The sequence below is a fragment of the Mycobacterium sp. TH-M106 genome (assembly GCF_057473765.1).
This window is the reverse complement of record NZ_JBYCLE010000155.1, coordinates 1-15,486: the sequence shown is the minus strand read 5'-3', so window position 1 is coordinate 15,486 and position 15,486 is coordinate 1. Positions and strand designations below refer to the sequence as shown.

Below are 15,486 nucleotides of genomic sequence, written 5' to 3'. Positions count from 1 at the left end.
TTGCACTGGGCGGCCGCCAACATCAGTCACCCCGGTGAGCCGGTGCCGGCCAATATCGGAGCGGAGCCGCTCGCCGTCGTCCGCGACGCGGTTCGCCGCGGCCTGGACGAGTCCGCGGCGGTGGATGGCTACCGGATCGCACAGAACGTGGCATGGCGGTTCTGGATGAAGACCGCTTTCGCGTTGACGTCGGATCCTGGCGAACTGCGCGAGCTGCTCGCCGTATCGGAACGCTCGATCACGTCGTTCATCGATGCCACCATCACCGAGATCCGCCACCAGATGCAGCTCGAACGCAACGAGCTCACCCGCGGAACCCACGCCGAACGCCGGGAGGTCGTCGCACTGATCCTCGACGGCGCGCCGATCACCCGATCACACGCCGAGAGCCGACTCGGTTACCGCCTCGGGCAAGCTCACACCGCAGCCGTGATCTGGGGCGACGAATCGAACACCAATCTGGCCGATCTGGACCGTGCCGCCGAGGCGTTGACGCACACCGTCGACGGACGCCGATCGTTGTCGCTGCTGCCCAGTGCCGCCACCCGATGGCTGTGGCTGCCCGGTGCCGACGGGCCGGACCTGGCCGGCGTCGCCGCCGCGGTGACTCAGCTGCCGGGCGTGCGGATCGCGGTCGGGCCCACGGCGGTCGGGGTCGAGGGCTTTCGCACCAGCCACCTCGACGCGATCACCACTCAACGCACCATGGCGCGGCTCGGCTCCACCCAACGGGTCGCCTGCTTCGCCGATCTCGAGCTCGTCGCGCTGGTCACCGCTGATCCGGAGCGAGCGAACCGGTTCATCAAACACACGCTCGGCGACTTCGAGTCGGCCAGTGCGGAACTCCAGCGGACTGTCCTGACCTTCGTTCGTGAACAGTGCAATTCCTCACGAGCAGCCGCTCGTCTGTTCACGCACCGAAACACCCTGCTGCGCAGACTCGCTCGTGCCGATGAGCTGCTGCCACGGTTATTGGAAGAGACGAGCGTGCATGTCGCGGTGGCGTTGGAAGCGCTGTCGTGGCGCGGCGCAGGGAGCTAACAGCGGCGTGGTTCAATCGTCCTTAGTAGTGGTAGCGGGCCTTCAGAATCTTGATTTCCTTGTCGTCGACTCGATACACCAGCCGATGCTCGTCGTCGATCCGGCGGGACCAGTATCCCGACAGTTCTCCCCGCAGCGGTTCCGGTTTGCCGATCCCGCTGAAGGGATCGCGCTGGATCTCTCCGATGAGGCGGGTAATCCGTCGCGCTGTCTTGCGGTCGGAGGCCAGCCAGTAGAGGAAGTCTTCCCAGGCGTCGGAGTCGAAGTGGATGCTCCTCACTGCTCGCCGCCGGCCAGCTCCCGCAGCTCGTCCATGGACTTGGTGAGCGCAGAGGGTCTGGCCTTGTCCCGTGCGACGGCTGCCATCAGGCGCCTGGCATTCTCCGGAGAGCGCAGCAGGTAGACAGTTTCCTGCCACGAGTCGTAGTCGTCGGCGGACATCAGAACCGCATCGCCGGCTTTCGAGCTGATGCGTACTGGTTGGTGATCGCCGTTGACCTGTGCGATCAGCGGAAACAACCGCTGTCGGGCCTCACTTGCGCTGATGCTCATGGCATATTCCCCCTTGTACGTCGGTACATATTTTCGGTACGTATATAGTACGTGAAGGTTGCACCGCTGGCTCGCTGGTGTTCTCCGGCATCGTGGTGATGCGGCTGGTCAGGTATGACGCTGGACTCGTCGATCACGCGCCCCACACACTCAGACATCGATCGTCGGCGTTTAGGCTGGCCGCCTGAAGACTTCGCGTTCGAGCCGTGTCAGACGTTCGGCAACGGTCCCTGATTCGCCGTGGTCTTCGGCGTGTAGCCGATCGACAGCCCACACCCGGATCAGGGTCGATAGCGACATTCCCGCTTTGCGAGCGGCCTGACTCAGTCGTTCGTGCTCATCGGCGGCCAAACGCACCGAGACTACAGTCTGGCGACCCAGGTTCGGTCGGTTCGTCGTGACGTGATCGGGCGCCGGGCCTCCCGGGTAGGCTTCTGCGCGCGCGCCCTCATCCGCGAGTAAATCATCAATCCTGCTCATTTGCCCCACCAATCACCATCCGGGCGTTCATCGGGGTCAGCAGCAGCGGAGGTCAGGATCACGGTCAGCACCGTCCGTGCCAACGGCGAATAACCGATCACTCGAACCGACAACCCTGACTGACTGGCCGGGTCTGGCACTTGCCAGACGGCGTGACGATCGCCGACTGCTTCATCCGCCCAGACAGCAGAGATACCGTGCCGCACTGCGATGTAGTCGGCCCGCTTACCCCAATCAACCCGCACACCTACGCAATACTACATATAACTACGCAGTCCTCCAGAGCCGCTTGGCGGATGAAGGCGGTATCGAGGTCACGCCATTCGACGTCGCGCCGGCTGGTCAGGTATGACGCGCCGCTTCCTGGACGAGCTTGACACGAGAGGACACACCGAGTTTGGCGTAGATGTTGCTGAGGTGGGTCTCCACGGTTCGTGGCGAGATGAACAGTTTTGCGGCGATGTCTTTGTTGCGCAGACCTTCGCCGACCAGCTGCACGACGTTGCGCTCGGCGGGGGTCAGCGCGGCCCAGCCGCTGGACGGGCGATTGCGTCGACCGCGGCCTCGCAGCGCGCGTGCGACCGCGTCCGCCGTCGACAATGCCGCACCCTCGGCCCAATGGCTATCGAAGTCGGTTGGGCCCATCGCATCACGCAGGGCCTCGACCGCAGCGGTGTGCTCGGCATCGTAGATCTTAAAGCGCACCATGGCGCTGCGATCGCGGGTACTCGCCGCCGAGCCGAACAGTCGGGCCGCCTCACGGTGCCTACCCGCGTCGGCGGCCAGCATCGCCAGACACTCGATCAGCTCTGGAACCGACAGGTATGCCTGGGTTTCCGCGGCGACTGCCAACGCATCACGAGCGTCTCGCTCGGCCTGGTCGACCTCGCCCTCGGCGATGGCAACCCGAACACGAATCTCCAGCAACGTTATCCGATGCACACCCGATGCCAGCGCGAGCGCCTCGTCGACCCAACGGCGCGCCGCGACCACATCACGGGCCGCCAGTGCGGCTCTGGCGACCGGATTGCCGTTGATCGCCAGCAGTTGGGGCAGTGCACACGCCTGGCACGCCGCATTGCTGGCGACCAGCGCCGCCGACACATCCCCGGCGGCTAACAACACGTCCACCACCCCACCCAGGCTCCACGCGCGGTAGAACGCGTTGAGGCCGGCAACGGCCTCAACGCTGGCTTCGGCCGCCTCGCGCGCACCGCTGGTATCGCCTTGGTGGGCAAGGGCTCTGCCCAGGAGCATCAGACCGTAGGCGCTAAACCACGGGTCGCGGGCCCCTTGGGCCTCGACCACCATCTGCCTGGCCCCTAGGGCGGCGTTCACCAGATCGCCGTAGAGCAGTTGCGCCGACGCCTTGCAGTTGCGGCATATCCGTCGAACCGACGGGTCACCGACCGCCTCGGCGAGGTCGCCTCCTTTGTCTGCGGAGTCGCGCACCGTGGCCAGCTCGCCCACGACGAACGCCGAGTAGGCCTGCACCACATAGATCTGGGCCAACCGCCAATCGTCGTCTAGTGCGGGGGCGAGGTCGATCGCGTCCTGCAGGTACGACAAGGCAATCTCGGGGCGGCTGTATGAGCAAGTAAATCCGCTGGCGGCCAGTGCCCAACCCAACAGTGCCGGATCATCGAGGTCACGGGCGATCGCCACCGCTTCCTCGGCTTGATCGAGGTGGTCATAGATGCCAGTCAAAGCCTCCAGGATCGTCTTGTCGGCGAGCGCATGCGCGCGTGCGGCGGGTGCGAGGTTGACGCTGTCGGTGAGAATGGCGTTAAACCAGGCCAGCCCTGCCTCGATTCGGCTGTTAATCCACAGCGGCAGCAGCGATGACGCCAGCCGTGCAGCGAGGTGGATGTCGCCGTGTCGGCAGCTCCATGTGAACGCCGCGTCGAGGTTGTCGAACTCTGTGTCGGCCTCTTCGAAATCCCACCGATAACCGGCCGACCTCTGGGGTGCGAACCGGGCTGTGTAGTGGTCGCGGTGGCGGGTGCGCACCGTGTCGGACTCGTCGGCCTCGTCGAGTTTCTCCTGCGCGTACTGGCGCACCGTCTCCAACATCCGGTAGCGGGTCATCTGCCCGGTGCTGTCGGCTACTACTAGCGATTTGTCCACCAGTTGGGCCAGTGTGGCGACGGTCTGAGAGCGCAGCAGCTCAGCGTCGCCGGCAACCGCGGCAACGGCGTCGCGATCGAATCCGCCCCGAAAGACCGCCAGTCGGCGAAACACCACCTGTTCGGGCTCACTTAACAAGGCGTGCGACCAATCCTCGGAGGCGCGCAGTGTCTGATGGCGCGACACCACGGCACGTCGGCCACCGTTCAACAGCTGCAGCCGCTCGCTCAAACCGTCGAGGATCTCAGTCAGCGACAGCGCGCGCAGCCGTGTCGCCGCGAGCTCGATTGCCAGCGGCACCCCGTCGAGACACCGGCAGATCTCGCCCACCAGGGCGGCGTCATCGCCGGCGCCGGTGAAATCAGGCCGCACCAGCCGGGCCCGCTCGGTGAACAACCCAACCGCATCGCCGACCAGCGACAGCTGCGGTGTCAGCCACGTCACCTCGCCGGCCACCCCGGTCGCTTCGCGACTGGTCGCCACGATCCTTAACCCCGCGCAGGCACCCAAAAGCGAAGCCACCAGCGGCGCGCACCCGTCGAGCAGATGCTCACAGTTGTCCAGCACCACCAGCATCTGCGCATCGCCGATGTAACCGATCAGGTTATCGGTCGCCGAGCGGCCGGGCTGATCAGCCAGGCCCAACGTGTGGGCCACCCGCGACGCCACCAGATCTGGGGCGGCAACCGGTGCCAGATCCACCCACCACACCCCGCCGGCGAACTCTCCGGCCACCTCGCCGACCAGCTGCAGCGCCAACCGGCTCTTGCCGACCCCACCGGCGCCCGTCAGCGTCACCAGCCGGTTCGCGGCAACGAGCCGACGCAGCTCGGCCAGCTCGGCGTCGCGCCCCACAAAACTTGTCAGCTGCGCGGGAAGGCAACGCTCAACGAGGGCTTTTTCTGTTCGAAGCGGCGGGAAGTCGTTGACCAGGTCGCGATGGCACAACTGCACCACCGGCTGCGGACGCGATCGCCCGGGCAGCCGATAGCTGCCCAGATCGACCAGCCAGGCATCTGGGGGCAGCCGATCGGCCACCAACCGCGCAGTCGCCGTCGACAACACCGTCTGACCGCCATGGGCCAGATCACACAACCACCCCGCCAGACTCATCACCGGACCGCTACAGCGGCCTTGCTCGGCCGGCGACACCTCACCGGTGTGCACCGCGATCCGCGGCCGGGTCGGCGCCAACGGCGCCCGCTGCAACGCAAGAGCGCACCCCACCGCATCACTCGCGCTGGCGAACGCGAACACCAACCTCTTTCCGCCAGCCCGCTCCACCGGCCCCAACCCGCCACGAGCGGCCACCAGCTCGGCCTGAGTGCAATCCACAGCCGCACCAAGGTGCGCCGCATACTCTGGCCCGAACGGCAAAGGCTGAGCCGAGTCCCCGGCGTCGGCCAGCAACACCGTCACCGTTCCGGCGGGCAGCCCGCCCAACCCACCCGAGTTCACCGACGGGCCTCTCATGCAGGGCCTGCTGCGCAACCCGCCGGCCAGCAGCCGGACAACAACGTCATCGTAGGTGAATCCCCCAATGGAATTGTGGATACTACCAGGCGCCCCGCGTCGTCTCCGTGTTTTCCCGGACGCGCTCAGACGCAACGTAGCAGATTTATTCACGTGTTTTACCCGATGCGCTCAGATTCGCAGTGCTGGATAGTCGGTGCCGACCAGCCGAAGGTGACCTTTCCATTCGGCTCCATTCGGCGTATATGGAAGGTGCTGAACCCAGATGGATTTCATCCTTAACCCCGGTTCCGGTCGTGCGAAGGCCAACACCCCGATGCATGTGGCACAGCGACTCCGCCGGCCGCGTCGTCTCGCGGTGGGCGCCGGCACCGCGGTGGGGGCGTTTTTGGCATTCGGGATGACACCACTGGCCGCGGCGCCGTCGGCGCACGCTGATGTCGACGACGTGATCGTGAACCTGATCACTAACCTGCTCGACCCCAGTGATTGGGGCAGCCTGTCCGGCGATCTCGGCAGCCTGTCCGCCTCGGCCGGTGCGGCCCTGTTCGGCGACGGGGCAGCCGGGTCGGCTGGGTCGGTCGCGTCGAGTTCTCTTAGTGAGTTCCTGCTGACCGACATCTGGACGCCGCTCAATGCAGACTTGGTGAAGATCGCAGATGCTCTTGAGGGCCCGCTCGCCCCGGTGAACAACGTGTTTGCCCAGCTGGCTTCATCGCAGGGCATCGACACATGTGGCCTGATCTGCAACGGCGCCACTGGGCTGGAGAATGTGGACGGCGGTGCCGGTCAAGGTGGTGGGTTGTTCTTCGGCGACGGCGGGGCCGGGTTCGACGCTGCCCACGATCCGGGTGTGGCCGGTGGTGATGGTGGGAACGCCGGCGGGTTCGGCGACGGCGGGGCCGGCGGCGACGGCGGCTTGGGCGCCGCCGGTGGTAACGGCGGGGCCGGCGGCGAGGCGTGGGGTGTCGGCGGCAACGGCGGCGACGGCGGCGCCGCGTACCTGCACGACGGCCAGGTCGTGGCTGCCGGTCACGGCGGCAACGGCGGCAGCGCTGCCAGCACCGCCGACGACGGCAAACCCGACGACATCTTCGCTACCGGCGCGGTCGGTTGGGGCGGCAACGGCGGCACCGGCGGCGCAGGCTATGACGCCGCCTCCGGCACTGTGGCCGGGGCGTCCGGAACCAACGGTGCCGACGGCGGCGTCGGCGGCAACGGCGGTGTGTTGTTCGGTAACGGCGGCACCGGCGGCGATGGCGGCGCCGGCGGCACCGGCGCGACCGGATCCACTGGCAGTTTCGCGGACGGCGGAGACGGCAACGGCGGTGCCGGCGGCAACGGCGGCGCCGGCGGCGACGCTGGGGCCGGTGGGACTGCTGGGTCGTTGTCCGGCACCGCCGGCACGGAAGGTGTCGGCGGTGACGGCGGCCACGCCGGTGCCGGCGGCGACGGCGCCAACGGTGGCGAAGGTAGCACCGGGGGCAACGGCAGCAACGGCAGTGCCGGCACCTCTACCAGCATCGACGGTACGAACGGTACCGCAGGCCATACCGGCACCGCGGGTCAGGTTGGCGGCAACGGCGGCGCCGGCGGGCGCGGTGGCGCGGCCGGCACCGGCAGCACCGACGGCACGGTGGGTGCCGGCGGTGTCGGCGGCAACGCCGGCAACGGCGGCGAAGGTGGCACAGGCGGCAACGGCGGCAACGGCGGCAACGGGTTCTCGCCGACGGCTGCCGGGGCCAGCGGCGGCGACGGCGGCGACGCCGGCGCCGGCGGTGACGGCGGTGCCGGCGGCACGGCCGGTACCGCCGGTCAAGGCGGTTTGAACGGCGCCGGAGTCGACCGAGCCGCTGACGGCCACGTCGGCAGCGCCGGCATCCAGGGTGTCGGCGGCAACGGCGGCCACGGTGGTGCCGGCGGCAACGGCGCCACCGGCACCGACGGCACCGATGGCGCCAACTCCACCAACCCCGCCGACAACGGCGGCAACGGCGGCAACGGCGGCAACGGCGGTACCGGCGGTACCGGCGGTAGCGGCGGCGGCGGTGGCCACGGAAGCACCGCCGGCGCCAACGGCGACGGTGGCGACGGCGGCAACGGCGCCGACGGCGGCAATGCCGGCAACGGCGGCAACGGCGCTCACGGCACTTCAACCCACTTCGCCGGAAGTGACGGCGGCAAGGGCGGCAACGTCGGCGACGGCGGCACCCGCGGCGACGGCGGCGCCGCGGGCACTGGTGGCGCCGCTGGCACCGGACACGCCGGCAATGACGGTGGCACCGGTAGTGACGGCACCGGCGGCAACGGCGGCAACGGCGGCAACGGCTTCGACTCCAACAGCTCCAGCGAGGCCGGCGGCGCCGGCGGCAACGGCGGCGACGGCGGCGACCATGGCAACGGCGGCAACGGCGGCACCGGCGGTGACGGCGCCGAGGGGGCCAGCGGCACCGACGGCGCCAACGGCACCGCGGAGCACCCTGACGGCTACGACGGAGGCGGAACCGCCGGTAGCGGCAGCGCCGGCGGCGCTGGGGGCAACGGCGGCACCGGTGGCTCGCTGGACACTAACCACGGCGGCGACGGCGGCAACGGCGGCGCCGGCGGCCAGGGCGGCAGCGCCGGCAACGGCGGCAACGGCTACAGCCCCACCAGCATGAGTCAGAACAGCGGTAACGGCGGCGCCGGCGGTAACGGCGGCGGTACCGCCGGTGACGGCGGCGCCGGCGGTGCCGGCGGCAACGCCGGCACGTCGCTCAGCGGCCACACCGGCACCAACGGTGACGGCGGCCAGGGCGGCAATGCCGGCAACGCTGGCAAGGGCGGCAACGGCGGCAACGGCGCAAACAACCCCGACGGCGACGGCGGCAACGGCGGCAACGGCGGCAACCCGAGCGCAGCGGCTGGCACCGGCGGCAAGGGTGGCGCAGCCGGCACCACCGCGGGCGGCGGCGGGACCGCGGGCGGCGACGGCGCCAACGGCCAGCCGGCCACCAGTGGCGGCAACGGCGGCGACGGCGGCAACGGCGGCAACGGCAACACCGATCACCCGGATGGCTACGACGGCGGCAGCGGCGGCAACGGCGGATCGGTCGGCAACGGCGGCAACGGCGGCGACGGCGGCAAGGGCCTGCCCGGCACCGACGGCACCACCGGCGCCAACGGCACCGCAAGCAACCCCGACGGCGGTGAGGGCTCGGGCCCCGGCGGCAACGGCGGCAACGGCGGCAACGGCGGCGACGGCGGCGACGGCGGCACGACCTCCGGAAACGCCGGCGACGGCGGTACCGGCGGCGACGGTGGAAACGGCGGCCACGCCGGCAACGGCGGCAACGGCTGGAACTCGAACACCCCCACCGCAAACGGCGGCGACGGCGGCAACGGCTGCAACTGTGACGGCGGCGACGGCGGAAACGGCGGCGACGGCGGTACGGCCGGTACGGCCGTGAACGGCGAGGCCGGCACCGACGGTGCCGGTGGGACCGGCGGCGACGGTGGCAACGCCGCCGTCGGCGGCAACGGCGGCAACGGCGCCGACGGCACCACCGCCCATCCCGACGGCAGCGATGGCGGCGACGGCGGCAACCCCGGCACCGGTACGCCTGGAACGGGCGGCAAGGGAGGTATCAGCGGAAACGGGCACACCGAGGCTCCCAGTGGCGCCAACGGCACCAGCGGAAGGGACGCCGTCGGCACCGGCAACGGCGGCAACGGCGGCAACGGCAAAAACTCGTTGACGGCGGGTACTCCAGGCGGCAACGGCGGCAACGGCGGCAACGGCGGCGAGGTCGGCAACGGCGGCGCCGGCGGTGACGGCGGCAGCGGTTACAACGGCATCGCCGGTGACGGCGGTACCACGGGCACCTCCACCGACCCCACCGGCGGCACCGGCGGCACAGGTGTGCCCGGCACGGTCGGCGGCAACGGCGGCAACGGCGGCAACGGCGGGTCTGTGGCCGGCGCGGCTGGGGCCGGCGGCAACGGAGGCACTGGTGGTACGGGCGGCGCCGGTGGCACCGGCGGCAACGGTTACGACGGCACCGGTGACGGCGGCACCGGCGGCACCGGTGCGGACGGTGCCACCGGCGGCACCGGCGGCGACGCCGGCCGCACCCTAGCTGGCAGCGGTACCCTCGGGCACAACGGCGACGGTGGCCGGGGCGGTGCAGGCGGCGGCGGCGGCATCGGCGGCACCGGCGGCTACACCACCGGCAACGGCGGCAACGGCGGCAACGGTGGCGACGGCGGCAACGGCGGCCCACCCGGGTCGGAGGGTACCGGCGGTACCGGCGGTCCCGGCGGCCACGGCGGCCACGGCGGTACGGGTGGCTACAGCAGCGGCACTGGCAGCCAAGGCAGCGACGGCAGCCCCGGCAGCAACGGCCATTCGGGCTAAGACCCGCCGCGGTCAAACGTCGGCCGCGTGGGCCTCGCCGATCAGCGGCAGATCGCGAATCTGGTACTCAATGTCGGCGGCGGCAGAAATCGCAGTGCGTGCACGTTCGGCGTGGGTTACTCGGCCGGACACACCTACCGCAGCTTGGTTACAAGACGGGAATCCATCGGCTGACACACTCAACCGCGAGACATCGATCGTCGGCGTTTAGGCTGGCCGCCTGCACCGACTCAAAGGTCGCCTCGCCAGCGGCGAGCACCGCGGCGTCGACATGGAGCAATGCCAGTACGACGTCACCAGCGGCGGGCGGCTCTGGCATCTCGTCGACGCCGAGAAACGCACATTCTGGCTACGGAACGCTGGTCCCGGGCACCCCGCCGCCACGGATGAGGACTCGGACGCCGCCGCACGGACAGGCAGAACGTCGTTCACCGTTCGATCGTCTACCCGCCGTGGGCGCTGAACTGTCTCAACGAACGCCCGTTCATGATGTGGCCGACTTCCTCCGTGAAACGAACAGCATGATTGAAGCCAGACCCACGGACACGTCAAGAGATCCCACCGGGGATCGGGTCATGGGCCGAACAATACGTCACCGGCAACGTTGAGATCGCCGGCATAAACAGTATTTGCCAACAGGTTGTCAGCTTGATACGCCAGAACTTCATACCACATATTGGGATCAGTAGGCAATCCGGTACTGGTAAACGCGTCTGGATTTATCATCTTCGTAACAAATTCCTCGAAAAAGTTCGTCGTGATCGGGAGTAGCGCTTTATAGTCATGGTAGAGAAGCTGGATTGAGACTAAATTCAACCCGAGATAGGCAGGTTTCATATCAGCTTCCGTACCCTGGTTGATCTGCATTGCGATAGTTCCTATAATGTCATGGTTCTCAAATTCGTCGGTGCCGACCGGAGTAAACGCGTAACCGTCGATCTTCTGGACCAGATTGAGGAATGCATCTTGATATTCGGGGGCCAGTGTGGGGAGGTCCACACCGGCTATGGCTTGCGAACTGGCCTCTAGTGTGGCCAGGGCCTGCGAGGCCGCCGCTGCAGCCGTGTTATTAGAACCCAGAACGAGGCTGCTGACGAAATTAATCAGGCTCACGCCACCGATACCCAAATCGCTTAGTAGATCGCTCACGGTCATATTGTCGAAGATGGCAACGGTGCTCAAGCCGCTAAGCAACGAGTCTACGGTCGTCGTACTGAGCCCTAGGCCGGTAAGCAGGTCGCCAACCGTCGCGGTGTCGGGAATCAGACCGCTCGTGAGGAGGTGACCCAGAGTCACGTCACTAAGGCCCAGGTCGCTGAGCAAGGCGCCCACGGACATATCTTTAAAGAGGGTAACCCCGCCCAGGCCACTGAGCAAGTCGTCCACGGTCTTGTCGCCAAGGCCAAAGTTGTTCAGTATGTCCACCACGCTCAGTGACGATATGGCGAGGTTGGTATCCGTGGTCAAGCTTACGAGCCCGGGAAACACAGATACGTTCGCAAGGCCCAAGTAACTCAACGCGCCCCCAACGGTATTCGCCCCCACGAGAGACAATTCAGTTCCCAAACATGCCGGGGGGCTACCGCCTAGCGCCGTGATAAGCGTAGTAATACTGACGTTTTGGAGATCGAGCGCATCAACGAGGTCACCAAAAGTCAGGGTGTTCTGACCTAAAGCGGTGACCAACGGTGTCAAGCTCTGCAGCAACTGACCCGCGTTTCCGCCGACGCCCAGGTCACTGACCAAGCTATCCAGCGTGTCACTACCCAAACCCAGGGCATTGACAGCATTGGTGAGCAGCGGCATCACGCCGTTGCCGTTTAAGCCCAGGGCAGCGACCAGATCGCCCAGCGTGACGTTGTTCAGGCCCAACGGACCGACCAGGGAGCTCAGTAGCGTATTCAAGGACTCATTTCCCAAGCCCACGTCATTGACCAGACCGCCCAGCGTGGCAGAACCCAAGCCCAGAGCATTGACCATGCTGGTCAGCAACGTCATCAGGTTGTCGGGGCTTAAGCCCAGTCCAGAGACCAGATCATTCAGCGTGACGCTTTGTAGGCCCAACGCATCGGTCACCGCGGTCCCCAGTGGGGTCAGGTCGCTGCCGGAGGTCAACGCCACAGCCGGTAACCGGACATCGGGGACCTGTCGCTGGACCTCGAGGGCCTGTTGTTCTGCTGAGCAGACGCCTATGACCCCAGCACTCGCGATCGCGATACCCGCAGCAATAGACGGGTGAAACACACGGTCCGCCACTGAAATATCCCCTCCAGACGTGTGAGCATGGCTTCAGCGATGTGATATGTCACACAGAGCGATTGTAGGTATAGCGACAAATCTTAACGCATCCGTAAAACCATGTAAATGGTTTTGTCGATGTGAGGTTGGGGTATACGGGAAATCACGTAGCCGAGGCGTCCCGGGTGGCCCGGCTGCCAGTCCGCGCGCCACAGGGATCGCCTCGTCGTTCCGCAGCACCAGGAGCCGCCGAGTTCAGGCGACGAATTCGATCTCCGCATCATGGCCATGGGATGCAGCAAGTCGCCGATCACACGTGATCAACGCCGCGACCAGCCCCTCCGCAAGCGCGACATAGACGCCATCGGCCACAGTATGGGTGCTGCGAAGCTGGTAGGCGCGCTCAACGAAAGGCTTCGTTGGCCAGCGACGCAGCGAAAGACCCCGAACATCGGCCACGGCTACCAGACCCTCGTGATCACTGATCAGTTCACGCATGACCGCCCGACGGATGGCACCGACTGCCTCGACGTCGAAGTGAGCGGGAACATGCACTGTCTCTTCTCGTAACCGCCGTGCCACCGCGGCACCCGGCGGAGTCGCCAAGACGAGTTCGACAGCCGCCGAAGCGTCGAGCACGATCACTCCGATCGCGCTTCGCCGACCAGTTCAGCCGCGGACACGCCGAGATCCCGACGCGGGAGCGCCGCCAGGCGATCGAGGACGTCGTCGAGAGCCGGTTCTTCGGCGATTTCACCCAGGCGGGCGAGCAGGAAGTCGCTGAGGCTCATCCGCTGCGCCGCGGCCCGGGACTTCAGCTCGTGAACCAGCTCGTCGGGCACGTTTCTGATCTGAACCATCGATGACATGTAGGAAGCATATCTCACATGTTTTGCCCCACCTGGTCGACATCCGCGGGAATCTCCGTCGGGCCGGACAGCGTGGCTCAGCCGGCCCAGCCGCGACCGTTGTCGCTGAAAGCGTTCAATCACCCACATCCTCGTCATTCAGTGACTGGTGAGGCCGATGTGGCACCAGCGCCCGTCGCACCGCTGGCCCGGCCACCAGAAGGCTCACCGGCCCGGCGCAGGATCGCCTCGGCGTGCCGCAGCACCGGGGAGTCCACCATCTGGCCCTCGAACGCGAACACCCCGCGCTCGGTGGCCGCTGCGGCGAGCACCCGCCGCGCCCAGGCCACTCGCTCCTCGGCCGGCCGGTAGGCGTCACGCACCACCGGAAGCTGGCTCGGGTGAATGCACACCGTCGCGTCGAAGCCGACCTCTGCCGCGTCCAGCGCCTCGGCCCGCAGCCCATTGAGGTCACCGATGTCGAGGTGCACGGCGTCCAGCGCGACCCGGCCGAACGCCGAGGCTGCCAGCAGCACCGTAGAGCGCACCTGCCGCGCCACGTCCCGATAGCCGCCGTCGGCGCGCCGACTGGAGCCACCGCCGAGTGTGGCGACCAGATCCTCTGCGCCCCACATCAGGGCCACCGTGTTGTCGGCGGCGGCGATCTCGGCGGCGAACACTGCGCCGCGCGGGGTCTCCACCAGCGCGATCACTTCGCGCGGCGCCAGCGCCGCGACCTGGGCAGCCGATTCGGCTTTGGCCAGCATCACCGTGGTATAGGACGTGGTGGCCAGGGCTGCCATATCCAGTGCCTGCTCGTCGGTGCCGGCCGGGTTGATCCGCACCACGGTTCGCGCCGGGTCCAGCGGCGTCTGCCGCAACGCCTGCCGGGCGGCGGGCCGGTCGGCGGCGGCCACCCCGTCTTCCAGGTCGAGGATCACCACGTCGGCGACCGCGGCGGCCTTGGCGAACCGCTCCGGGCGGTCGGCCGGGCAGAACAGCCACGCCGGGCCGGCGGACCAGATGCTCATGCGTCCTCGACCGGGCGTTTACGCACCAGCGTCGCGCGCACCGCGCGGGCGACCACGTCGCCGTGCTGGTTGCGCCCGATGTGCTCCAGAGTGACGATGCCCTCCCCGGGCCGGCTCGTAGACTCACGTTTGCCGGTGCACACCGTCTCTGCGTAGAGGGTGTCGCCGTGGAAGACCGGTTTGGGAAACGACACCTCGGAGAACCCGAGATTGGCCACGATGGTGCCTTGGGTCAGCTGCGCCACCGACAGTCCGACCAGCGTGGACAGGGTCAGCAGCGAGTTCACCAGCCGCTGGCCGCCGAATCCTGGCTGCTGCGCCGCCCAGGCGGCGTCCAGGTGCAGCGACTGGGTGTTCATGGTCAGCGTGGTGAACAGCACGTTGTCGGCCTCGGTGATGGTGCGCCCGGGCCGGTGCAGGTAGGTGGTGCCGATCTGATACTCCTCGAACCAGAGTCCGCGTTGCTCAACGGTTTTGGGCGTCGGTTCCCCGGCGCGGCTCATGGCAGCCCCAGCGACCGGGCGATCAGCATCAGCTGCACCTCGGTGGTGCCTTCGCCGATCTCCAGAATCTTGCTGTCGCGATAATGGCGGGCCACCGGGAATTCGTTGATGAAGCCGTAGCCACCGTGGATCTGGGTGGCGTCGCGGGCGTTGTCCATCGCGGCCTCCGAGGAGATCATCTTGGCGATCGCCGCCTCCTTCTTGAACGGCTTGCCTGCCAACATCTTCGCGGCGGCGTCGTAGTAGGCGGTGCGTGCGACGTGGGCGCGTGCCTCCATCCGGGCGATCTTGAAGCTGATCGCCTGATACTGCCCGAGCGGCTTGCCGAACGACTCGCGTTCGCGCGCGTAGCGGACGCTTTCGTCGACGCAGCCCTGCGCCACGCCGGTGGCCAGCGCGGCGATCGCGATCCGGCCCTCGTCGAGGATGGACAAGAAGTTCGCGTAGCCGCTGCCGCGCTCACCGAGCAGGTTGTGCTCGCCGACGCGGGCGTCGGCGAAGGTCAGCGGGTGGGTGTCCGAGGCGTTCCAGCCGACCTTGTTGTACACCGGTTCGACAATGAAACCCGGTGTGCCGCTGGGGACGACGATTGTCGAGATCTCCTTGCGCCCGTCGGCACGGGTTCCGGTGACGGCGGTGACGGTGATCAGTGAGGTGATGTCGGTGCCGGAGTTGGTGATGAACTGCTTGGCGCCGTTGATCACCCACTCGCCGTTCTCCAGCCGCGCCGTGGTGCGGGTGGCGCCGGCATCCGAGCCGCCGCCCGGCTCGGTCAGCCCGAAGGCGGCCAGCGCCGT

At 67.7% G+C, this 15,486-nt stretch carries 12 protein-coding genes; 2 read left to right on the top strand and 10 right to left on the bottom strand.

Annotation, left to right across the window (positions count from 1 at the left end; translation table 11 throughout):
• Window positions 1–1,041 (top strand): PucR family transcriptional regulator (locus AC2VOP_RS05625; RefSeq protein WP_486960035.1); only part of this gene is annotated, 1,041 nt, incomplete at its 5' end.
• A 22-nt stretch (window positions 1,042–1,063) separates the two neighbouring features.
• Here AC2VOP_RS05625 and AC2VOP_RS05620 read toward each other — a convergent pair.
• The 4 genes from AC2VOP_RS05620 to AC2VOP_RS05605 form a co-directional block, all read right to left on the bottom strand.
• Window positions 1,064–1,321: a Txe/YoeB family addiction module toxin gene (locus AC2VOP_RS05620; protein WP_486960034.1), complete on the bottom strand. Its 258-nt coding sequence runs from the start codon at window positions 1,319–1,321 to the stop codon at window positions 1,064–1,066.
• Complete coding sequence (locus AC2VOP_RS05615; RefSeq protein ID WP_486960033.1) at window positions 1,318–1,593, bottom strand: type II toxin-antitoxin system Phd/YefM family antitoxin; 276 nt, start codon at window positions 1,591–1,593, stop codon at window positions 1,318–1,320. Before AC2VOP_RS05615 ends, AC2VOP_RS05620 begins: the two co-directional genes overlap by 4 nt.
• A 171-nt stretch (window positions 1,594–1,764) precedes the next feature.
• On the bottom strand, window positions 1,765–2,073 hold the full coding sequence (locus AC2VOP_RS05610; protein WP_486960036.1) for a plasmid mobilization protein: 309 nt from the start codon (window positions 2,071–2,073) through the stop codon (window positions 1,765–1,767).
• 342 nt (window positions 2,074–2,415) lie between these two features.
• The gene (locus AC2VOP_RS05605) at window positions 2,416–5,673 is read right to left on the bottom strand and encodes a helix-turn-helix transcriptional regulator (RefSeq protein WP_486960032.1); all 3,258 of its coding nucleotides are present in this window, start codon (window positions 5,671–5,673) and stop codon (window positions 2,416–2,418) included.
• A 265-nt stretch (window positions 5,674–5,938) separates the two neighbouring features.
• Between AC2VOP_RS05605 and AC2VOP_RS05600 the strand changes: the two genes are divergently transcribed.
• A complete protein-coding gene (locus tag AC2VOP_RS05600; RefSeq protein WP_486960031.1) occupies window positions 5,939–10,069 on the top strand; it encodes a PE family protein in 4,131 nt (1,376 codons plus the stop codon).
• A 573-nt stretch (window positions 10,070–10,642) separates the two neighbouring features.
• On the opposite strand, the gene AC2VOP_RS05595 is transcribed toward AC2VOP_RS05600, so the two are convergent.
• The 6 genes from AC2VOP_RS05595 to AC2VOP_RS05570 all read right to left on the bottom strand — a co-directional run.
• On the bottom strand, window positions 10,643–12,325 hold the full coding sequence (locus tag AC2VOP_RS05595; protein WP_486960030.1) for an autotransporter outer membrane beta-barrel domain-containing protein: 1,683 nt from the start codon (window positions 12,323–12,325) through the stop codon (window positions 10,643–10,645).
• 237 nt (window positions 12,326–12,562) lie between these two features.
• On the bottom strand, window positions 12,563–12,952 hold the full coding sequence (locus AC2VOP_RS05590) for a type II toxin-antitoxin system VapC family toxin (RefSeq protein ID WP_486960029.1): 390 nt from the start codon (window positions 12,950–12,952) through the stop codon (window positions 12,563–12,565).
• The gene (locus tag AC2VOP_RS05585; protein WP_486960028.1) at window positions 12,949–13,176 is read right to left on the bottom strand and encodes a FitA-like ribbon-helix-helix domain-containing protein; all 228 of its coding nucleotides are present in this window, start codon (window positions 13,174–13,176) and stop codon (window positions 12,949–12,951) included. The genes AC2VOP_RS05590 and AC2VOP_RS05585 overlap by 4 nt, the downstream gene beginning before the upstream one ends.
• A gap of 134 nt (window positions 13,177–13,310) precedes the next feature.
• Window positions 13,311–14,186: an HpcH/HpaI aldolase/citrate lyase family protein gene (locus AC2VOP_RS05580; RefSeq protein ID WP_486960027.1), complete on the bottom strand. Its 876-nt coding sequence runs from the start codon at window positions 14,184–14,186 to the stop codon at window positions 13,311–13,313.
• Window positions 14,183–14,689, bottom strand: a complete 507-nt coding sequence (locus tag AC2VOP_RS05575; protein ID WP_486960026.1) for a MaoC family dehydratase — start codon at window positions 14,687–14,689, stop codon at window positions 14,183–14,185. The genes AC2VOP_RS05580 and AC2VOP_RS05575 overlap by 4 nt, the downstream gene beginning before the upstream one ends.
• A partial coding sequence (locus AC2VOP_RS05570; RefSeq protein WP_486960025.1) for an acyl-CoA dehydrogenase family protein occupies window positions 14,686–15,486 on the bottom strand: 801 nt, incomplete at its 5' end. The genes AC2VOP_RS05575 and AC2VOP_RS05570, both read right to left, overlap by 4 nt.